23 protein-coding genes are annotated in these 21,392 nt (G+C 52.0%); 4 read left to right on the plus strand and 19 right to left on the minus strand.

Translation table 11 applies throughout. From position 1 onward, the window contains the following. Positions 1-17 precede the first annotated feature (17 nt). From BRO54_RS01690 to BRO54_RS01725, 8 genes are all read right to left on the minus strand, one after another. Positions 18-947: a YybS family protein gene (locus BRO54_RS01690; protein WP_074042931.1), complete on the minus strand. Its 930-nt coding sequence runs from the start codon at positions 945-947 to the stop codon at positions 18-20. 136 nt (positions 948-1,083) lie between these two features. Next, a complete protein-coding gene (rpsR, locus tag BRO54_RS01695; protein WP_008880812.1) occupies positions 1,084-1,320 on the minus strand; it encodes a 30S ribosomal protein S18 in 237 nt (78 codons plus the stop codon). A gap of 100 nt (positions 1,321-1,420) precedes the next feature. Continuing rightward, a complete protein-coding gene (gene ssb / locus BRO54_RS01700) occupies positions 1,421-1,915 on the minus strand; it encodes a single-stranded DNA-binding protein (RefSeq protein WP_074042932.1) in 495 nt (164 codons plus the stop codon). A 30-nt stretch (positions 1,916-1,945) separates the two neighbouring features. Then, entirely contained in the window at positions 1,946-2,233 is a 288-nt protein-coding gene (gene rpsF, locus BRO54_RS01705; RefSeq protein ID WP_011232945.1) for a 30S ribosomal protein S6, read from the minus strand. A 214-nt stretch (positions 2,234-2,447) separates the two neighbouring features. Next, positions 2,448-3,548 (minus strand): redox-regulated ATPase YchF, encoded by a 1,101-nt coding sequence (ychF, locus tag BRO54_RS01710; protein ID WP_074042933.1) that lies wholly within the window; start codon positions 3,546-3,548, stop codon positions 2,448-2,450. 240 nt (positions 3,549-3,788) lie between these two features. Next, complete coding sequence (locus tag BRO54_RS01715) at positions 3,789-5,810, minus strand: molybdopterin-dependent oxidoreductase (protein ID WP_074042934.1); 2,022 nt, start codon at positions 5,808-5,810, stop codon at positions 3,789-3,791. A gap of 56 nt (positions 5,811-5,866) precedes the next feature. Then, positions 5,867-6,064, minus strand: a complete 198-nt coding sequence (locus BRO54_RS01720; protein ID WP_074042935.1) for a DUF951 domain-containing protein — start codon at positions 6,062-6,064, stop codon at positions 5,867-5,869. 12 nt (positions 6,065-6,076) lie between these two features. Beyond that, entirely contained in the window at positions 6,077-6,982 is a 906-nt protein-coding gene (locus tag BRO54_RS01725; RefSeq protein WP_074042936.1) for a mechanosensitive ion channel family protein, read from the minus strand. Positions 6,983-7,168: 186 nt separating this feature from the next. Here BRO54_RS01725 and yyaC point away from each other — a divergent pair, with 186 nt between their 5' ends. Beyond that, entirely contained in the window at positions 7,169-7,792 is a 624-nt protein-coding gene (gene yyaC, locus BRO54_RS01730) for a spore protease YyaC (protein WP_074042937.1), read from the plus strand. Positions 7,793-7,864: 72 nt separating this feature from the next. Here the strand turns inward: yyaC and BRO54_RS01735 are convergent, their stop codons facing one another. The 11 genes from BRO54_RS01735 to rpmH all read right to left on the minus strand — a co-directional run bounded on the left by BRO54_RS01735 (position 7,865) and on the right by rpmH (position 17,823). Next, positions 7,865-8,566, minus strand: a complete 702-nt coding sequence (locus tag BRO54_RS01735) for a DUF554 domain-containing protein (protein WP_074042938.1) — start codon at positions 8,564-8,566, stop codon at positions 7,865-7,867. A gap of 54 nt (positions 8,567-8,620) precedes the next feature. Next, positions 8,621-9,490, minus strand: a complete 870-nt coding sequence (locus BRO54_RS01740) for a ParB/RepB/Spo0J family partition protein (protein WP_074042939.1) — start codon at positions 9,488-9,490, stop codon at positions 8,621-8,623. Further along, positions 9,483-10,244: a ParA family protein gene (locus BRO54_RS01745; protein ID WP_011232953.1), complete on the minus strand. Its 762-nt coding sequence runs from the start codon at positions 10,242-10,244 to the stop codon at positions 9,483-9,485. The genes BRO54_RS01740 and BRO54_RS01745 overlap by 8 nt, the downstream gene beginning before the upstream one ends. Positions 10,245-10,369: 125 nt before the next feature. Beyond that, a complete protein-coding gene (gene noc, locus BRO54_RS01750) occupies positions 10,370-11,215 on the minus strand; it encodes a nucleoid occlusion protein (RefSeq protein WP_011232954.1) in 846 nt (281 codons plus the stop codon). 160 nt (positions 11,216-11,375) lie between these two features. Continuing rightward, a complete protein-coding gene (gene rsmG / locus BRO54_RS01755; protein WP_074042940.1) occupies positions 11,376-12,092 on the minus strand; it encodes a 16S rRNA (guanine(527)-N(7))-methyltransferase RsmG in 717 nt (238 codons plus the stop codon). A 23-nt stretch (positions 12,093-12,115) separates the two neighbouring features. After that, a complete protein-coding gene (gene mnmG, locus BRO54_RS01760) occupies positions 12,116-14,005 on the minus strand; it encodes a tRNA uridine-5-carboxymethylaminomethyl(34) synthesis enzyme MnmG (protein WP_033024485.1) in 1,890 nt (629 codons plus the stop codon). A 19-nt stretch (positions 14,006-14,024) separates the two neighbouring features. Continuing rightward, positions 14,025-15,413 (minus strand): tRNA uridine-5-carboxymethylaminomethyl(34) synthesis GTPase MnmE, encoded by a 1,389-nt coding sequence (gene mnmE, locus BRO54_RS01765; RefSeq protein ID WP_074042941.1) that lies wholly within the window; start codon positions 15,411-15,413, stop codon positions 14,025-14,027. Positions 15,414-15,752: 339 nt separating this feature from the next. Continuing rightward, on the minus strand, positions 15,753-16,409 hold the full coding sequence (jag, locus tag BRO54_RS01775) for an RNA-binding cell elongation regulator Jag/EloR (protein WP_074042943.1): 657 nt from the start codon (positions 16,407-16,409) through the stop codon (positions 15,753-15,755). Next, positions 16,406-17,170, minus strand: a complete 765-nt coding sequence (spoIIIJ, locus tag BRO54_RS01780; protein WP_074042944.1) for a YidC family membrane integrase SpoIIIJ — start codon at positions 17,168-17,170, stop codon at positions 16,406-16,408. The genes jag and spoIIIJ overlap by 4 nt, the downstream gene beginning before the upstream one ends. A gap of 73 nt (positions 17,171-17,243) precedes the next feature. Next, positions 17,244-17,609, minus strand: coding sequence for a ribonuclease P protein component (gene rnpA / locus BRO54_RS01785; RefSeq protein ID WP_074042945.1), 366 nt, complete (start codon positions 17,607-17,609; stop codon positions 17,244-17,246). 79 nt (positions 17,610-17,688) lie between these two features. After that, positions 17,689-17,823 (minus strand): 50S ribosomal protein L34, encoded by a 135-nt coding sequence (gene rpmH, locus BRO54_RS01790; protein WP_003253900.1) that lies wholly within the window; start codon positions 17,821-17,823, stop codon positions 17,689-17,691. Positions 17,824-18,301: 478 nt separating this feature from the next. On the opposite strand from rpmH, the gene dnaA reads away from it, so the two are divergent. The 3 genes from dnaA (at position 18,302) to yaaA (ending at position 21,381) form a co-directional block, all read left to right on the plus strand. Continuing rightward, positions 18,302-19,654, plus strand: a complete 1,353-nt coding sequence (dnaA, locus tag BRO54_RS01795) for a chromosomal replication initiator protein DnaA (RefSeq protein WP_217700889.1) — start codon at positions 18,302-18,304, stop codon at positions 19,652-19,654. A gap of 172 nt (positions 19,655-19,826) precedes the next feature. After that, positions 19,827-20,963, plus strand: coding sequence for a DNA polymerase III subunit beta (gene dnaN / locus BRO54_RS01800; protein ID WP_015373695.1), 1,137 nt, complete (start codon positions 19,827-19,829; stop codon positions 20,961-20,963). 196 nt (positions 20,964-21,159) lie between these two features. Next, the gene (gene yaaA, locus BRO54_RS01805; RefSeq protein ID WP_031406397.1) at positions 21,160-21,381 is read left to right on the plus strand and encodes a S4 domain-containing protein YaaA; all 222 of its coding nucleotides are present in this window, start codon (positions 21,160-21,162) and stop codon (positions 21,379-21,381) included. Positions 21,382-21,392 lie beyond the last annotated feature (11 nt).

The raw sequence follows: 21,392 nt of genomic DNA on the forward strand, positions 1-21,392 counted from the left end.
TGGCTCACCTTATCCAATTATAATATGCGGCGGCGCAAATCAAATCCTAAATCAATTATACCGAATATCGCCACAAGATAAAGTAGAAAAGGCAGGAATAAGCAAATGACCGTCCCTGCCGCCACCACACCTTTGCCAATCCCTTTTTTGTAAGCGGCGTAGTAAAGAAACGAAAATCCTTGCACGATCATCGCCAGCTGCAATACATAGGATAAGTTCAACACGGCGATATAAGCAAACGATCCTTCTTTGAACGGGAACAAGGAGAGAAGGAGCACAAGGACATACACCCACAATACGGTTTTCGGCCACGTCAACTCGCGAAACGGCGGCCATGAGCCGACCGGCAGCTTCAGCCTCTTCATCACCGGCAGCGAGACGATGATCGTCGCGTACGCCAGCGCAAACGAAGCGATGACAAACAGCGTCGGAACCATATAGCCGATCAGCTTCAGCCCTTGTTCGAACTGCCTTTTCATCTCCAAAGGCGGCGCTTGGCCCATTCCCTTCATTAGATTCATTGCCGTGTCAAACGATTCTCGCACGAGCGCAAGCGTATCTTGGATCATATCGACGTGCAAAAATTGAATCGAGATGATGTAATCAAGCACGATATTCACCAAAAATACAAGCGCGCCGACAAGAAGAACAAGATAACGGTTTTTCTGTTTCGAAAGCATTGCGCCGACCGCCATGCCAACGGTGCCAAACATGAGCGCCATCGGCAGTGACAAAAGCGAGCCGATCAAACCGGAGATGACAAGGGCCGCCGCCAGCAGCAAAACAGCGGGAGCAAGACCGTTTCGCATCGTAAACACCATAAACGGAAGCGCTAAAAACAAAGCGGCGACAATCCCAATGACCGGCGCGTACAGCGCAAGCAAAAACAAAACGGCAAACAGCGCGAGCTCAATCGCCGCTTCGGTGAGGGCGTGCGTTTTTCGCAATGAACGTTCCCCTTTCTTTGTTTTTTTGGTGATTTGACCTCCTTCCCCACTTTCGCCCTGCTTGAGAGTGGGAGTCCGCTCGGTCAGAGGAGATAAAAAAAGCAGTAAGGATCCCCCCTTACTGCTTGCTTTCGGCTCACTCGTCCGCAACGTACGGCAGAAGCGCCATTTGGCGCGCGCGTTTGATCGCGACCGTCAATTTGCGCTGATATTTCGCGCTCGTTCCCGTTACACGGCGCGGCAAAATTTTGCCGCGTTCGGAAATGAACTTTTTCAGCAAATCGACGTCTTTGTAGTCGATATGCGTAATGTTGTTCGCCGTGAAGTAACATACTTTGCGGCGTTTGCCGCGTCCGCCTTTCCGTCCTGCCATGCTTGTTTCCTCCTTTCCATTGCCGTCGTTTCCTCATCGGTGGAATGGCCCGCTGCCTGCACGTTGCTTAGAGGCAGGGGGCTTCAAGCGACCTGTTTATTTAAAACGGCAAATCATCATCAGAAATATCGATCGGCTGGCCGTCATTGGCGAAAGGATCGTCATCGATGCGGCCAACCCCTTTTTCATTCGGATATCGGTGGTTCTGATCTTGTCCGAATGGGAATGGATCCCCATAGTAGCCGCCTGCTGTTGCCCCTCGCTGCTCGCTCGTTCCTTTCGGCTCAAGAAATTGGACGCTATCAGCCACCACTTCCGTCACATACACGCGCCGACCTTCTTGATTTTCATAGCTGCGGGTTTGCAGTCGGCCATCGACGCCAGCCAAGCTCCCCTTTTTCAAAAAGTTGGCGACGTTTTCCGCCTGGCGGCGCCAAACGACACACTGGATAAAATCCGTTTCTCGCTCGCCCTGCTGGTTTGTAAACGGACGGTTGACCGCGAGCGTAAACGTGGCAACAGCCACTCCGCTTGGAGTGTAGCGCAACTCCGGATCTCTCGTTAACCTGCCGACCAAAATGACGCGGTTAATCATCAGAACCACCTCTTCATCCTATCGAAAAGATTATTCTTCTTCTTTGACGACGATATGACGGATGATGTCTTCGCTGATGCGCGCTAAGCGGTCGAATTCTTGCACCGCTTTCGGCTCCGATACGACATTGACGATCATGTAATAGCCGTCGCGGTATTTTTGAATTTCATAGGCTAAGCGGCGCTTGCCCCAATCCGTCACGTTCGTAATCTCCGCGCCGTTTTCTTTCAACACATTGTTGAACCGTTCCACGAGAGCTTGTCTCGCTTCATCGTCCATGTTCGGGCGGATGATGTACATGATTTCGTACTTTCTCACGCTCGTCACCTCCTTTTGGTCTAAGCGGCCCTTCCGTTCGAAGGGCAAGGAGCAATCACCATTACTCACATTTGTTGATTATATCATGACCGACAACGATAAGCAAGGCAGTTTGCCGCACTCCGTCGGAGCAAACATCTTCCATCCGTGCGGATAAGCCAAAAACGGCCCCACGCCGTGACCTGCTGCATCCACCCCGCCCTCGAACCGATGGTTACACGTTGAACCGGAAATGCATAATGTCGCCGTCTTGCACTTCATAGTCTTTTCCCTCCAAGCGCACTTTTCCGGCTTCGCGCGCCGCCGCCATCGATCCAGCCGCGACAAGGTCATCGTACGACACCGTTTCCGCGCGAATAAACCCGCGCTCAAAGTCGGAATGGATAATGCCGGCGCATTGCGGCGCTTTCATCCCTTTGCGGAACGTCCACGCCCGCACCTCCTGCTCGCCGGCGGTGAAAAACGTCGCCAATCCGAGCAAGCTGTAAGCAGCGCGGATGAGCTGGTCAAGGCCGGACTGCTCAATGCCGAGTTCCTGCAAAAACTGCCGTTTTTCCTCATCGCTGAACTCCGCGATTTCCTCTTCAATTTTAGCGCAGACGACGATGACTTCCGCATTGTCGCGCTTCGCAAACTCGCGCACATCCTTGACAAAGGGATTGCTGCTAGGGTCGGCGACATCTTCCTCGCCGACATTGGCGACGTAAAGCATCGGCTTTATCGTCAACAAATGCAGCTGCTTGACGACTTTCATCTCTTCATCAGTGAACTCGAGCGTGCGCGCCGGCTTGCCGGCTTCGAGCGTCTCCTTCAACTGCCGCAAAATGTCGTATTCAAACGCCGCCTCTTTATCCTTTTGCTTGGCGATTTTGCCGACCCGCTCGATTCGTTTGTCAACCGTCTCTAAATCGGCCAACACGAGCTCCAAATTGATCGTTTCGATATCGGCGAGCGGGTCGACTTGGCCGGCGACGTGAGTGATGTTTTCGTCGCTGAAGCAGCGGACGACTTGGCAAATCGCATCGACTTGGCGGATGTGCGACAAAAACTTGTTGCCAAGCCCCTCTCCTTTGCTCGCCCCTTTGACGATGCCGGCGATATCGGTAAATTCAAAAACGGTCGGCACCGTCCGCTTCGGCCGAAACATTTCCGTCAATACATCGAGCCGCTCATCGGGCACTTCGACGACACCGACGTTCGGCTCAATCGTGCAAAACGGATAGTTGGCTGACTCAGCACCTGCTTTTGTAATGGCGTTAAACAACGTCGATTTGCCGACGTTCGGCAATCCGACGATTCCTGCTGTCAATCCCATTCGTTCCACTCCTCTTTCCCGTTCACATCTTCCCTCATTATATGGGCTGGCGCGGAAAATGACAAGCACGCTGCAAGCGGGGAATGCTTCCTCTCCCACCCGCTTCAAAAAAGGCAGGAGTTTGCACCCTTTTTCCAACCCTTGGATGCCAAAATCATCCTTTTCGGATCAACAGCCTTGAACCGCATTTTGTCGTCGACAATATCTTTTTTCTACTGATCCGAAGCAACTTTGAACCGCTTACTTTGCTTCCGACGTGACTTTTTCAATATTGACCAAACAGTCGTACAGCGTGCTGCCGCAGCCGTTATCCGACTCCAAATCGGACGTGAGCACATTGACCGGTCCGCCGAATGCCCCCCACTGCCCCTCGTCGATGTTCACCGTACCTGGGTAGGCCCGGTCAAGCACCTTGACCGTTCCCACGAGCGATCCGCGGTCGTTGTAAACACGCGCCCGGTCGCCATCGGCAAGACCCTTTGCCGCAGCAACATCAGCCGCTACCTCAATGCGGACTGTCTGAAGCGCTGGGATGAGCGGATAATGCTGCGAATGATTCGAACGGAGTGGATGGATCGTCAACAACCGATACGGATATTTGGCGGCCAATGATGGATTGGCCTCCTCCGATTCGGCCGGATACATGATTTGCAGCCGGCCGTCCATCCCTTTTTGCTTGGCGACGGACGACGTGAATTCATATTTGCCGCTCGGTGTTTGGAAACAGCGATCGCGCCATGGCACCGGTTCGACAGGTAAAAGGATGCGATGTTCTGCCTTCAGTCGTGCAAGCGTAATACCATACTGTTCCAACGGGCGGAGCGCCATCGCTAGAAATTGCTCGCGCGTATAGGCAAAATCGTCCCCAAACCCGAGCCGTTTTGCCAGCTCCGTCCAAATCCACAAGTCCGGCTTCGCCTCACCCGGCGGGTCGACAAGCTTCGGCCCGTAGTTGATATACGCATGGTACATCGATGAGCAATAGACGTCTTCCTCTTCAAACGAAGCCGCTACCGGTAAAACATAATCAGCCATTGCAGCCGTATCGGTCATGAACTGCTCAAACACAACCACCGTTTCGACGGAAGCGAACGCTTTTTTCATCAAGTTCGTGTTCGGCACTTGAGCGAGCGGGTTGCCGCATGTAACGATCACCATGCGGACGGGCGGATCATCCGCTTTCAATATTTCTTCCGCCTGCTTCATCATCGTCCATGTACGCGAGGCCGTTTTCCGCTCCGGGAGCGTCAATGCGGCTTTATCAAAACACTCGCCCACCTGCAAGTTGCCGAAATTCGCCCCTCCGCCGGGAATGCCGACGTTGCCGCTTGCCGCAACAAGAGCGTCAATCCACCGGATCGTATTGCCACCGTTCGCATAGCGCTGCATGCCAAGGCCGAGATACGTTGCGGTCGGCCGATCCCCATAAAGACGAGCCAGCTCCGTCATTTGATCCCGGCTGACGCCCGTACACCGCTCGATCTCAGAGAGAGAAATCGTATCCAATACTTGTTTCACGTCCTCAAACCCGAGCGTATGCTGCTCAATAAAGGTGCGATCCTCAAGTCCAAGGCGAAGCAATTCTTTCATGACGCCCATCGCCAAAAATGCGTCCATTCCCGGTTTCACGCATACGTACCGGTCGGCGATGCGCGCCGTCGAGCCAAACAGCGGATCGATGACAACGATCGTTGCGCCTCGTCTTTTCGCTGCCAAGAGCCGCTCAAATAAATGCATGTTCGTCCGGGCGACGTTTCGCCCCCAAATCACGATGTGCCGGCTATTTTCAATATCTTCGGGTGCGTGGCTGTAAGCATTGCCGAAATCCCACATTTGCGCCTCGATGCCCGACCCCCAGCAGAGACTGCCGACAAGCTCCGTCGCACCGCCATAGCAATTGAAAAAACGCTTGTCCAAATTTTTCAGCAGCCCGTTGTTGGCGTAATCATGGCTGTGAAGCACGGCTGTCGGCCCAAATTGTTCTTTCAACTTCCGCATTTTCCCGGCGATGTCATCAAGCGCCTCTTCCCAAGAAATGCGAACGAACTGCCCGTTTACTTTTTTCAACGGATAGAGAAGGCGTTCTTTGGCGTTTACCCGCTCTTTCAACATTCGCCCGCGCCCGCAAATGTTCCCTTTCGTGATGGGATGGTGTTCGTCGCCATCAACACGTACGACTTTCCCCTCGTTCACCGTCACCTTCAGCCCGCATACGTCCCAGCAGTTGAGCGGACATGATGTCACATGCGTCGTTTCCGTCATTTTCTCCCTCCCTTTCGCAACAAAAGAGCATGGCCCCGCCGCCATGCTTCATTTGCTTATTCTTCATGCTTGACGAGCACTTTTTTCATTTTGCGGATAAACTCTTTGCGCGGCAACAAAACGCTATGGGCGCACCCTTCGCATTTAATGCGGATGTCAGCGCCCAAGCGGATCACTTTCCAACGGTTCGTTCCACACGGGTGCGGCTTTTTCATTTCGACGATATCGTATAGGCCGAACTCTTTCTCTTCCATCGGTCCACCTCCCTATGACAACGATTGCTCCCGTTGCGGCTTTGCCTCCGGCTGCTCTTGTCCGTCGCGGCGATGCAGCACAAGCCGCGGGTATGGGATTTCGATTCCCCGTTCGTCCAACAGCAGCTTCACTTCCTTGCGGATCGCCCGAGCGACCGCCAGATGGCGCATCGGCTTCGTTTCGCACGTGATGCGCAATATGACTTCCGAGCTGGCTAAATTTTGCACGCCAAGCAATTCCGGCGGGGCGACCATGTCTTCATACTTCGCCGGCAGCTGCGGAAGAAGCTCGCGGATGGCTTCCTCCGCCTCTTCAATGTCTTCTTCATAGGCGATGCTGACGTCGACGACAGCGAGGCTGTTGTGCAGTGAATAGTTCGTCACTTGAGTGATGCTGCCGTTTGGCAAAATGTGCACTTCCCCGGTCCAGCTTTTAATTTTCGTCACCCGAAGCCCAATCGTTTCAACATACCCTTCAAAATTGCCGATGCGCACATAATCGCCGACCGCAAACTGGTCTTCAAAAATGATGAAAAATCCAGTGATGATGTCTTTCACTAAGCTTTGTGCGCCAAAACCCACGGCCAGCCCGACAACCCCAGCCCCGGCGAGCAACGCTTTGACTGGAACGCCAAACGTATCTAAAATCATCAAGAGCGCAATAAAATATAGTACGTACGTAATGACGTTGTCGAGCAGCCGAACGAGCGTCGCCTCCCGCCGTTCGGAAATGCGGATCGGCGCCTTCTGTCGCACTTTGAACATGTTATGAACGGCGATTTTCAACACTTTCACCGCGATGGCGCAGATGAGTAGGATAAGAACAATCTTCAGCGTCCCTTTTCCGATCTGGAGCCACAATTTCTCATCTATCAAAAATGCGAACAATCGGCTCATCGTTTTTTCCATCGTGTTCAACGTTGGCGACACCTCAATCTTTTTTCTTGTTCTGCGCTTTTATTTTAACAAGACCGGCCGCTGATTTGTAGCCCGATATCCCGTTATCGCGAAGAAAAGGCAAGAAAACGAACAATGAAATGTATATCATTCTTTTATTTTCCGTATACTGTTAATACTTTTGAAACGAAAGTAGGAGTGAAGCGAATGAGCATACCATCGATATTTTTCTCGTCCAAGGAGGAAAGAAACCGCGTGTTTTACGATGAGCAAGGGGCGGTGTCGTCGATCGGCTGGCGGGTCGCCTCACTGCTTCCCGACCCGCTCGTTCAGCCGGTCGCTATCGTTTGCATCGGCACGGACCGCTCGACCGGCGATTCGCTTGGACCGCTTGTCGGCACGATGTTGAAAGAAAAACGACTGACCCGCTTTCACGTGTACGGAACACTCGAAGAACCGATCCATGCCGTTAATTTGGAAGAAAAGGTAGAAGCCATTCGACTAATTCATAACGATCCGTTCATGATCGCGGTCGATGCCTGCCTCGGGCGGCTGAAAAGCGTCGGCGCCATCACGATCGCCAAAGGACCGGTCCGCCCTGGGGCTGGGGTCAACAAACAGCTCCTTCCCGTCGGCGACGCCCATATTACTGGGGTTGTCAATGTCAGCGGGTTTATGGAGTTTTTCGTCCTGCAAAATACGCGCCTCCATCTTGTCATGAATATGGCGAAAACGATCGCCAATGGCATTTACGAAGCAGAGCGGTTCATCCTCCGAAAAGAGCGGCTCGCTGCCCCTCCGCTCTCAACAGACCGGCATTCATTATGGTAGGCAGCAAATCCCCCTCTTGGTCAGCTGTTCAAGGAGGGGATTTCTTTTCTGTCCGGCCAAAACAACCGGTCGTTAAACGAGTGAAAGAATGAAAACGGCGGCTGCCGTAATGAGAATGCTCGGCAGCAAATTGGCCACGCGAATGTTCGTCAAACCGAGCATATTGAGTCCAATGGCCATAATTAAAATGCCTCCGGTCGCCGTTGATTCGGCGATGAACGAATCGAGCACTTCCTTCGGCACAAACCGTTCGATTTGCGTCGCCAACAGCGCGATGCTCCCCTCATAAACAACGACCGGCAAGGCGGAGAAGATGACGCCGATGCCGAGCGTCGTCGTCAAAATGACACTGGCAAAGCCGTCTAAAATCGATTTCGTATACAAGACGCTATGGTCGCCGCGCAGCCCGCTGTCAAGCGCTCCGACGATGGCCATCGCCCCGATGACAAACAACAACGTCGCGCTGACAAACCCTTTAGCGATGCTTCCTTGCCCGTTTCCGCCCACTTTCGCCTCGAGCCATTGACCGAGCCGGTTCAGCTTTTCCTCCCAGTTCCACCACTCCCCGAGAATGCCGCCGAAAACAAGGCTGAAAATAACAACGAGAAACTGTTCGCTTTTCATTCCCATTTGTATGCCAAGCAACGCCACCGCAAGCCCAATCCCCCCCATCACCGTTTCCTTTACTCGCTCGGGGATGCGATGAAGCCATTTTCCAATCAACGCCCCGGCGATAATGCTCACTCCGTTGACAATCGTTCCTAACAACACCATGATGTCCAACCCTCTCTTGCAAAAAAATAAACCGGCCTTGATCAAAGGGCCGACTTACTCGTCGAACCGCACATCGAGCAGTTCTAATATTCTCTCTAAATCTTCCGGAGAAAAAAACTCAATTTCAATTTTTCCTCTTTTCCTCGTTTGTTTAATCGTGACGTTCGTCCCGAATTTTTCGCGCAGCAACGATTCGCTTTCCCGAATAAACACGCTTTTTTCCGGCGGTTTCCGCTTCGATGTTTCACGTGAAACATTTTCGTTCGCTTGTTGGATCAGCTTTTCAAGCTGGCGGACGTTCAACCCTTCGCGAATCGTCCGTTCCACGATCGGTTTCATTTTGCTTTTTTGTTTCAGCCCTAAAAGCGCGCGGCCATGTCCCATCGAAAGTGTGCCGTCAATAAGCAGCTTTTGCACATCTGAAGGGAGGGACAACAAACGCAAATGATTGGCGATGTGCGGACGGCTCTTCCCAACGCGGCTCGCGACTTCCTCCTGGGTTAAGTGCAGCTTGTCCATCAACATTTTGTACGCCATCGCTTCCTCGATCGGGTTCAAATCCTCGCGCTGCAAGTTTTCAAGAAGGGCGAACTCCATCATTTGCTCATCAGTCAACTCGCGCACCACGACCGGCACTGACGGCAAATTCGCCTCTTTCGCCGCCCGGTAGCGCCGTTCGCCAACGACGATTTCAAATCCGTTCGGTACACGGCGGACGATGAGCGGCTGCAAAATGCCGTGCTGCAAAATCGATTGCTTCAACTCCTCAATCGCCTCAGGCTGAAACGTTTTCCGCGGCTGGTACGGGTTTGGATGAAGGTCGTGAATGCTTACTTCCCGCACCGTTTCCTCTTTCCCATTAAGTTCATTGAGAGAGAGGTTGTCAAACAGCGCACTGATGCCTTTGCCGAGACCTTTAGCCACGTTCAAGCACCTCCTTCGCCAGTTCCAAATACACTTCCGCCCCCCGCGATTTCACATCGTACAAAATGATCGGCTTGCCATGGCTTGGCGCCTCACTCAGCCGCACGTTTCGCGGGATGATCGTCTGGTACACCTTTTCGCGGAAATACTTTTTGACTTCTTGAATGACCTGCAAGCCTAGATTCGTCCTTGCATCAAGCATCGTCAACAGAACGCCTTCGAGGCGCAAATCATAGTTTAAGTGCCGCTGCACAAGCCGGATCGTGTTAAGCAGCTGGCTGAGCCCTTCTAACGCATAATATTCGCATTGGACAGGGATGAGCACGGAATTGGCCGCTGTCAACGCGTTGAGCGTCAGCAAGCCGAGCGAAGGAGGACAGTCGATAATAATGAAGTCGTATTTGTCTTTCAGCGGCTCGATCGCGTTTCTCAGCCGGATTTCGCGGGAAATGACCGAGACGAGCTCAATTTCTGCGCCGGCGAGCTGGATCGTCGCTGGAATGACGTATAAATTTTCAATGTCCGTCGGTCGAATGACATCTTTTGCTTTCATGTCGCCAATGATGACATTGTAAATGCATTCGTCGACATCGCCTCGCTCAATGCCGATGCCGCTCGTCGCATTTCCTTGCGGATCGGCGTCAACAAGCAGCACTTTTTTTCCAAGATGCGCCAAACAGGCCGATAAATTGACCGCCGTCGTCGTTTTTCCAACTCCGCCTTTTTGGTTTGCAATAGCAATGACTTTTCCCACGATGCCACCTACCTCTATCTCTTCCTCAATCCATTTTATTTTAGCACGAAAACAGGAAAATGACTTTGTTTTCTGAAAGAAAAAACCCCATCAGCTGTGCTTGATGAGGCAAAAGGTGACTTTCGTTATTTTTTCGCGATTCGAATCGTAATTTGATAGTAGTCATCGAATTCTTCTTCTTCAGATTGGACGGACACCCCGCTGCTTTCGACCATGGAAAGCGACTGGCGGATCGTGTTGACGGCGATGCGCATATCGCGGCTGAACGCCTTTCGCTTCGGTTTTGGCTTCCGTTCCCCCGCCTCGAGCAGCTTTAACACCCGATCTTCCGTCTGCTTGACATTCAACTGTTTGTCGATGATTTCTTGCAGCAGTTTCAGCTGTTTTTCTTTATCTTTCAAGGCAATCAACGCGCGCGCATGACGTTCCGTAATCGCCCGTTGCAAGAGCGCCTCTTGCACCTCTTGCGGGAGTTTCAGCAGACGCAGCTTATTGGCGATCGTCGACTGTCCTTTGCCGAGCCGCTGAGCGAGCGCTTCTTGCGTCAAATCATGGAGCTCGATCAATTTGGCGTACGCCATCGCCTCTTCAATCGGCGTCAACTCTTCGCGCTGTAAGTTTTCAATGAGGGCGACGGAGGCGGTTTCTTTGTCATTTAAGTTTTTGATGATCGCGGGGATTTCCGTCCAGCCAAGCTTTTGCACCGCTCTCCATCTCCGCTCGCCGGCGATGATTTCAAACCGTCCGTTCCCGCATTCGCGGACGACGATCGGCTGGATGATGCCGTGCGTGCGGATCGTCAGCGCCAACTCGTCGATCTTCTCTTCATCAAACATCGTGCGCGGCTGAAAGCGGTTCGGAATAATGCTTTTGACCGGAATGTGGCGAACTTCCTCCCGCTCTTGCTTTTCCTCCATTTCTTCCTGTTCTTTTTCTCCAAAGCTGAACAAGCGCGAAAATGGATGCTTCATCCCCCTACACCACCTTTGGACATACTTGGCCAAAATGTCTCTGTCTCGCCCGGCATACGCCGCCTTACGGTCGGTTTTTTGGCGCGGGACAAAGGCGGGGAGCGAAACAGCTTGTTTCTCTCTTTCAGCCGGCAAAGCCCTCCCGCCGCCCGCAAAAACGCTACTGAATCGGTTGTTTGTTCGGCGTTCCCGGTTTGCGCGGGTATTGGTTCGGCGTTTTTCTCATTTTTTGGATGAAAATGATCGTTCGTTCGCCTTCGTCAAACGGCAACGTGAACGTTTCCGTCGCCGTCACTTCTCCGCCAAGCACAGAAATCGCCTTGTTTCCCTCTTTCAGCTCCTCGGGCGCCGAAGCAGCTTTCATCGCAATGAATGTCCCGCCCATTTTCACGAGCGGAAGGCAAAGTTCGGCAAGCACCGGCATGCGCGCCACCGCTCTGGCCGTGACGACGTCAAATGATTCGCGCATCCCCTTTTGACGGGCGAACGTCTCAGCGCGTTCGTGGTAAAGCGCCACGTCCGCAAGCCCGAGCTCGGCGGTAAGATGCTCTAAAAAACGGATGCGTTTTTGCAGCGAATCAACGATGGAAACGCGCAAATGCGGAAAACAAATTTTGAGCGGAAGGCTCGGAAATCCCGCCCCGGAGCCGACGTCGCAAAGCGCAAGCGGCGCTGAAAAGTCGTAGTAAAAAGCCGGGGACACCGAGTCGAAAAAGTGCTTCACATAGACGCCGGGCTTGTCCGTAATAGCGGTCAAATTCATTTTCTCGTTCCACTCAACGAGCAGTTCGTAATAGCGCTCAAACTGCGCAAGCGCCCGGGAAGAGAGGGAAATTCCCCTCTCTTCGAGCATGGCTTGAAATTGTGTCGCCTCCATAAGCCAATCCTTTCCCTCATTGTTTATTCATTCGACACGCGCGCGATTCTTCCTTGTTCCAAATACACTAATAATATCGAAATATCGGCCGGATTGACGCCGGAAATGCGCGACGCCTGGGCGATCGAGAGCGGGCGCACTTGTTTGAGCTTCTGCCGCGCCTCGGTTGCAAGCCCTTGGATGGCGTCGTAATCGATATCTTCCGGGATTTTTTTGTTTTCCATTTTTTTGAGCCGTTCGACTTCTTGCAACGATTTTTGGATGTAGCCCTCGTACTTGATTTGAATTTCGACTTGCTCAGCCACTTCCGGAGCGATCTCCTCGTCAGCCGGCGCCAGTTTTCGGATGTGCTCGTACGTCATCTCCGGGCGTCGGAGCAAATCGGCGGCGCGAATGCCGTCTTTCAGCTCGCTTCCCCCCGCTTCACGGATGACTTCCTGCACTTCCGGCGTCGGTTTGATGATCACCGTTTGCAGCCGCTTTTTCTCTCGTTCGATCGCCTCTTTTTTCGCTAAAAATTTTTGATACCGCTCTTCGGAAATGAGACCGATCCGATAGCCGAGCTCGGTCAGGCGCAAATCGGCGTTGTCATGGCGAAGCAAAAGCCGGTACTCGGCACGCGACGTCAGCAGGCGGTATGGCTCATTCGTCCCTTTCGTCACCAAGTCGTCGATCAAAACGCCGATATAGGCATCCGAACGGCTTAAAATGATTTCTTCGCGGCCGAGCGCGCGGTGGGCGGCATTAATGCCGGCCATAATGCCTTGGCCCGCCGCTTCTTCATAGCCGGACGTGCCGTTGATTTGCCCCGCCGTATACAAGTTTTTCACGAGCTTCGTTTCCAACGTCGGCCATAGTTGCGTCGGCACGATGGCATCGTACTCGATCGCGTAGCCGGCCCGCATGAGCTGCGCCTTCTCAAGCCCCGGGATCGTCTCGAGCAGCTTGCGCTGGATATGTTCCGGCAAGCTTGTCGACAACCCTTGCACGTACACTTCTTCCGTTTCCCGCCCTTCTGGCTCAAGGAAAATTTGATGGCGCGGCTTATCATGGAACCGGACGACTTTATCTTCGATCGATGGGCAATAGCGCGGGCCGGTTCCTTTGATCATACCGGAGTACATCGGCGACAAGTGCAAGTTTTCATCGATGATGCGATGCGTTTCCTCCGTCGTATACGTCAGCCAGCACGGCAGCTGATCGGTGATGTACGTCGTCGTTTCGTACGAAAACGCCCGCGGCTCCTTGTCTCCCGGCTGGATCTCGGTTTTGCTGTAGTCGATCGTCCGGCTGTTGACGCGCGGCGGCGTGCCCGTTTTGAAGCGAACAAGTTCAAACCCGAGCTCTTCTAAATGCTCGGACAGCTTAATCGACGGCTGCTGGTTGTTCGGGCCGCTCGAATATTTAATGTCTCCGATGATGATTTCCCCGCGCAAAAACGTCCCGGTCGTAATGACGACCGCTTTAGCGTAATAATGCGCCCCCGTGTGAGTGATGACACCTTTGCAAACGCCGTCTTCGACGATCAGCCGCTCGACTTTTCCTTGCAGAAGCGTCAAATTTTCTTGATTTTCGAGTGTTTTTTTCATTTCCCGCTGGTACAGCACTTTATCGGCTTGCGCCCGAAGCGCGCGGACGGCTGGCCCTTTGCCGGTGTTTAGCATCCGCATTTGAATGTATGTTTTGTCAATGTTTTTCGCCATTTCCCCGCCGAGAGCGTCGATTTCGCGCACGACGATTCCTTTCGCCGGGCCGCCGATCGACGGGTTGCACGGCATGAACGCGATCATATCGAGGTTGAGCGTAATGACAAGCGTTTTCGCCCCGATGCGCGCCGAAGCTAATGCCGCTTCGCAGCCGGCATGGCCGGCGCCGACGACGATGACGTCATACGTTCCTCCATGGTAATCCATTTTTCGATATCCTCCTTGATTATTTTCCTAAACAAAATTGAGAAAACAACTGGTCAATCAAGCTTTCATGGATCGTATCACCGATGATTTCACCAAGCAGCTCCCATGCCCGGCGCAAATCGATTTGGACGAGATCGACCGGCATGCCGGCGTCAATGCCGGCCAACGCGTCTTCAATCGCTGTTTTCGCCTGCTCGAGCAAGGCGATATGGCGGGAGTTAGAAACGTACGTCAAATCGCCGGCCTCCAGCTCACCCCCAAAAAACAGGTCAGCAATCGCTTTTTCCAGTTCATCAATTCCTTGTTCATGCAACAGCGATGTCGCCACGACCGGCCGGCCGGCCGCCAGTTCCTTGACTCGCTCCATATCGATCCGCCGAGGCAAATCGGTTTTATTCACAATGACGATGGCGTCCATTCCCTCGATCATGGCAAACAGCCGCTCGTCCTCTTCCGTCAGCGGTTCATGATAATTCAAAACGAGCAAAATTAAGTCGGCCCGCTTCAACATTTGCTGCGAGCGCTCGACGCCGATCCGTTCGACGACGTCTTCCGTTTCGCGGATGCCAGCCGTATCGATCAAGCGAAGCGGTACGCCGCGGACGTTGACATATTCCTCGATGACGTCGCGCGTCGTTCCCGGAATATCGGTGACGATCGCCCGATTTTCATGGACGAGCGCATTCAAAAGCGACGATTTGCCGACGTTCGGCCGCCCGATGATGACCGTTGCCAGCCCTTCCCGCAATATTTTTCCTTGCGCGGCGGTCGACAGAAGCTTTTCAATTTGCCCGCGCACATATTCCGCCTTTTCCCGCAAAAGGAGCGGCGTCATCTCTTCGACATCATCGTATTCCGGATAATCAATATTGACTTCAACATGTGCCAGCGTCTCCAAAATCGTCTGCCGCAATTCGCGAATCAATTTTGAAAGGCGCCCTTCCATTTGCTGTAGGGCGACGTTCATCGCTCGGTCGGTTTTGGCGCGGATTAGGTCGATGACCGCCTCAGCTTGAGATAAATCGATGCGCCCATTTAAAAACGCCCGCTTCGTAAACTCCCCCGGTTCGGCGAGCCGCGCCCCGTTTGCCAGCACGAGCTGCAACACCCGATTGACGGAAACAAACCCGCCATGGCAGTTGATCTCGACCACGTCCTCGCGCGTAAACGTCTTCGGTGCGCGCATAACCGACACCATTACTTCTTCAACGACCCGTCCGCTTTTCGTATCGATGATATGCCCGTAGTGGATCGTGTGCGATGGAACGTCTTTGAGCCGCTTTCCGCTCGGGCTGCGGAAAAGCCGGTCAGCGATCTCAACCGCTTGATCTCCGCTCAACCGAACGATGGCAATCGCCCCTTCGCCCATCGGCGTCGAAATGGCGGCGATCGTATCAAATTCCGTCAAAGCTGTTCACCTCTCTTTGCTCCGCTTTCTCTATATCCACAGCCCGTTTTGGCCGCTTGTTTTCCTTGTGCATATTCACTTAGTTCAATTTTAACTTATCCACATGTGAATAACAATACGGCGCGCTCAACGCGGTTGTTGAAAAATATAAGCGGCGGCCGTCAAAAAAGTTGATGGAAACTAGTGATTTCTTCACAATCATCTGGACGGATAGGCAAAAAAGACTGTTGCTGCGCTGTTTCCCAATTTGAAAAAGCTCTTGCTGAAACGCCCCCCATTTCCATCGCCAATCTTCCATGCGGCGCCAACACCGTAAAAAAAGAGGCGCCTCTCTACAGTTTAGCGAGGCGCCTCTTTTTTCGGCGACATTTTGCCTGTTTTCGGAGCGACGACGATCGAACGGTGCGGATCAACGCCAACGGAATAGGTCAAGACGTGCTTGTTGCCAGCCAGCGCTGCGTGGATGATCTTCCGTTCATGCGCCGGCAACGGCTCCAACCTTACTTCTTTTCCCGTCTTCACCGCCCGGGCGGCCAGCTTGTGCGCCAGCTCGATCAGCGCCTTTTCCCTTCGTTCGCGGTAATTTTCGACATCGACGGCAATCGACACGTATTCGTCAGCATGGCGGTTGGCGACGAGCTGCGCCAAAAACTGAAGAGCGTTTAACGTTTGCCCGTGCTTGCCGATTAATAGACCGACCGGCCCCCCGTGCACATGAAGCGTCACCTGCTTGCCGCGGCGGGCAGCTTCGATGCTTGCCCCTTCCGCCCCCATTTGCGCGATGACTTGCTGCAAAAAGCGAACCGTCTCCTCAACCGGGTCGATTTTCAGCACGGCTTTCACAACCGCCGGCCGGCCGCCAAACAAGCCAAACCAACCTCTTTTCCCTTCATCGAGCACAACAATATCCGCACGCTCTCGGGGCGCGCCAAGCTGCGCGAGCGCCAACTGCACCGCCTCTTCGACTGTTCGGGCGGTCGCGGTTACTTCTTTCACTTTTTCGCTCCTCCTGAATGGGCGGCAATCTCCGGCCCTTTAATGAAATACGTTTGCACAATGGAGAAAATATTTCCGACGACCCAGTAAAGCGACAAAGCAGCCGGGAAGTTGATCGCGAAAATGACGATCATAATCGGCATCATCCAAAGCATCATCGCCATTTGTGGATTTTGCTGAGCGGAGCCGGCCATCATGATTTTCTGCTGGATGAACGTCGTCACGCCGGCAATGACCGGCAAAATGTAGTACGGGTCTTTTTCGCCAAGGTCAAACCATAAAAAATTATGTTGAGCAATTTCCCTCGTCCGCATGATGGCATGGTAAAACCCAATTAAAATCGGCATCTGGATCAAAATTGGGAAGCAGCCGGCCATTGGGTTGACGCCGTGCTTTTGGAACAAGAGCATCATCTCTTGTTGGAGCTTTTGTTGAGTTTGCGCGTCTTTTGAGCTGTATTTTTTGCGGAGCGCTTCGATTTCCGGCTGAAGCGCTTGCATCGCCTTCGCGTTGCGCGTCTGTTGGATCATCAGCGGCAAAATCAACAAGCGGATCAAAATGGTGACGACAATGATCGACAGACCAAAGCTTCCGCCGAGCAGCCCGGCGACATATTTGATCAGCCAAGAAAGCGGATAAACGATATACTCGTTCCAAAACCCCTTGCTTTCCGGGGTGATCGGTTTGTGAATTTCCGTGCATCCGGCCAGCACAGACGCTAACGCACCGAACAAAACGATCAATCCGATTCGCCTTTTCACCTTCTTTTTCCTCCCACATATACAAGTTCACGTATGTATTTTACCATCTTTTTTTGCCGCGTGGAGCATTTTTTCAAGCCGAATGCGGCGGCCGGCCTCCATTTTTCAGCCCTCCGGATTTCCGGAGCACATGGATTAAACTTCTTTTCACTTCCGCATAATTCATCTCCGCCGCCGGCTGCCTAGCGATAACGACATAGTCTTTGCCAGGGGTGATGTCCTCTTTCAATTCGAGGAAGCATTGGCGGATGTATCGCTTGATTCGATTTCGGACGACAGCCTTTCCGAGTTTTTTGCTGACAGACAGCCCGATGCGAAAATAAGGTTGCTCCGGGCGGTCAAGCGTGTAGATGACAAACTGGCGGTTGGCCGTTGAAGCGCCCCTCTGAAACACTTCCTGGAACTCTTCGTTTTTCTTGATCCGATACTTTTTTTTCATTCTCCCAAAACACTCCATTTGCCTAATTTCCCGGCGGCAAAACATTGAGAAAAAAGACCACTGAAACTTCAGTGGCCTATTATGCAGACAAAACTTTTCTTCCTTTGCGGCGGCGGCGCGCCAACACTTTTCTGCCGTTTCTCGTGCTCATGCGCGCGCGGAATCCGTGCACTTTGCTGCGTTTCCGTCTATTCGGTTGATACGTCCGTTTCATCTATGACACCTCCCTAGGGAATAACAGTTACGGGCAGTCTTTCTCATTATATTGAACAATCTTAGCAAATGTCAACCGCCTCTTCGTTTTTCCAACTTTGATCATCGTTGTGGATAAATTTTCTCTCTCCTGTCAACAATCCACAACATTTATCGACATTTTTTTCACATGTTCAATGGTGTGGATAACGATTTTTGCACAGCTTGTCAATTTTGTGGATAATCAAAAAAATCCCGTTGCAACAGGCCGTTTTATTTGCTATTATTATTGTGTTTTCACTATGGATAATCATGTGAATAAGATAAATCTATCCACATTTTGTGGATAGTTTGTGGATATTTTTTTCACAGCGTGTTAATAACGTTATCCACAGATGGTGGATTTTGTCGAAAAGCTGCTTTTTTCCTTAATATACTTTTTCCACAAACTTATTTTTTCAAACAAACGATCATCCTCTGACTTAAGGGAGGGGCAACGGGTGGAAAATATCCATGACTTATGGGATCGCGTGCTCGCGGAGATCGAACGAAAAATCAGCAAGCCGAGCTTTGAAACTTGGCTCAAGTCAACGAAAGCCCACTCTTTACGAGGTGACACGCTCGTCATCGTAGCCCCGAACGAGTTTGCTAGAGATTGGCTTGATTCTCGCTACTCCCATTTGATTGCGGAAACGATCTACACCATCACGGGCGAAGAATTGGCCGTCAAGTTTATCATTCCGCCAAATCAGGATGATGAAGAACTGGAGTTCCAGTCATCCAAGAAAAAGCAACGGAAACCGTATGAAGAGGCAAACGATTTCCCACAAAGCATGTTAAATCCGAAATACACGTTCGATACGTTTGTCATCGGCTCCGGCAACCGGTTCGCCCATGCCGCTTCATTGGCGGTCGCTGAGGCCCCGGCCAAAGCGTACAACCCCTTGTTTATCTATGGCGGCGTCGGATTAGGAAAAACGCACTTAATGCACGCGATCGGCCATTACGTGATTGAACATAACCCATCAGCGAAAGTGGTCTATTTATCTTCGGAAAAATTTACGAATGAGTTTATTAACGCCATCCGAGACAACCGCCCTGACGACTTTCGCAACAAGTACCGGAACGTTGACGTTCTACTGATCGATGATATTCAGTTTTTGGCTGGAAAAGAACAAACGCAAGAGGAATTTTTCCATACGTTCAATACGCTGCACGAGGAAAGCAAGCAAATCGTCATCTCAAGCGACCGACCGCCGAAAGAAATCCCAACGCTTGAAGACCGCTTGCGCTCGCGCTTTGAGTGGGGGCTCATCACCGACATTACGCCGCCTGATTTGGAGACGCGGATCGCTATCCTCCGCAAAAAGGCGAAGGCAGAGGGGTTTGACATTCCAAACGAGGTGATGCTTTATATCGCCAATCAAATTGACTCAAACATCCGTGAGCTTGAGGGCGCCCTCATTCGCGTCGTCGCCTATTCGTCGCTCATCAACAAAGAGATCACCGCTGACTTGGCAGCAGAGGCATTGAAAGATATCATCCCGAGCGCAAAGCCGAAGGTAATCACGATTCAAGACATTCAACGCGTTGTTGGACAGCATTTCAACATCAAGATGGAAGATTTTAAAGCGAAAAAGCGAACAAAATCGGTCGCGTTCCCTCGGCAAATTGCCATGTATCTCTCCCGCGAACTGACCGACTGTTCGTTGCCGAAAATCGGCGATGAATTTGGGGGACGCGATCATACAACCGTCATCCACGCCCATGAAAAAATATCAAAGCTTTTGCAAACCGATACGCAGCTGCAAAGGCATATACAAGAGATTCAAGAAAAGCTGAAGCAACTGTGAACAACTGTCTCGGTTTTATGCACAGCTTATCCACATGTGGACAGGCTGTGCTTGCTTCGCTTTTTTTGTTTATCCACATACTAACAAGCCATACGACTAGTACTACGGTTTTTGTTTTTATATTTTCATAATTTATTTCCGACGATCTAAAGAAACGGGGAGGAACAGCAACGTGAACATTTCCATTGACCGCGAAGCGTTGGCCAAGAGCGTCCAAGACGTGATGAAAGCCGTATCGACAAGAACGACGATTCCGATTTTGACCGGAATCAAACTAACAGCAACCGCCTCGGGAGTAACGCTGACCGGAAGCGATTCCGACATTTCAATTGAATCGTTTATTCCGCTTGAAAAAGAAGGCAAGTTGCTCGTTGATGTGAAAAGACCGGGGAGCATCGTACTGCAGGCGCGCTTTTTCTCTGAAATCGTGAAAAAACTGCCGCAACAAACGGTGGAAATCGAAACGGAAGACAACTTTTTGACGATCATCCGCTCGGGGCACTCAGAATTCCGCCTCAATGGGCTAAACGCCGACGAATATCCGCGCCTGCCGCAAATTGAAGAAGAAAACGTGTTTCAAATCCCGGCTGATTTATTGAAAACCGTGATTCGGCAAACAGTGTTCGCCGTTTCTACATCGGAAACGCGCCCAATCTTGACAGGTGTCAACTGGAAAGTTGAACATGGCGAGCTTGTCTGCACAGCGACCGACAGTCATCGCTTAGCCATGCGCAAAGTGAAAATTGAGTCGGAAAATGAAGTATCATACAACGTCGTCATCCCTGGAAAAAGTCTTAATGAGCTCAGCAAAATTTTGGATGACGGCAACCACCCGGTGGACATCGTCATGACAGCCAATCAAGTGCTATTTAAGGCCGAGCACCTTCTCTTCTTTTCCCGGCTGCTTGACGGCAACTATCCGGAGACGGCCCGCTTGATTCCAACAGAAAGCAAAACGACCATGATCGTCAATGCAAAAGAGTTTTTGCAGGCAATCGACCGAGCGTCCTTGCTTGCTCGAGAAGGAAGGAACAACGTTGTGAAACTGACGACGCTTCCTGGAGGAATGCTCGAAATTTCTTCGATTTCTCCGGAGATCGGGAAAGTGACGGAGCAGCTGCAAACGGAGTCTCTTGAAGGGGAAGAGTTGAACATTTCGTTCAGCGCGAAATATATGATGGACGCGTTGCGGGCGCTTGATGGAACAGACATTCAAATCAGCTTCACTGGGGCCATGCGGCCGTTCCTGTTGCGCCCGCTTCATACCGATTCGATGCTTCAGCTCATTTTGCCGGTGAGAACATATTGACCCACCGCCCTCCTATTGGCGAAAACCATTCAGCTTCAAGGGCAAAAGCCGCCCGGCAACGCCGCTTTTTCTCAAGTCCGATGAGAAGGCGGGCAACACATACGCCCGTCCTTCCCATCGGCTTTCTTTGCGAGTGGGCGGATTTTCCGGTAAAATAAAAAAATAGGCAGTTTGAAAGAAAGCGAGCGATGAACGGATGGAACAACGGGTGACGATCACAACGGAAACGATTACGCTGGGGCAGCTTTTGAAACTCGTGCGATTGATCGATACTGGCGGTGCGGCCAAATGGTTTTTGCAGGAACATCACGTGCTTGTCAATGGAGAACGGGAAAACCGGCGCGGGCGAAAGCTGAGAGACGGCGACCGGGTCGACATTGAACCGTTTGGCACGTTCGTCGTCGTAAAAGCGGAGTAGGTGAAGGTTCG

Origin of the sequence: Geobacillus proteiniphilus, from assembly GCF_001908025.1 — a bacterium.
GTDB lineage: Bacteria > Bacillota > Bacilli > Bacillales > Anoxybacillaceae > Geobacillus > Geobacillus proteiniphilus.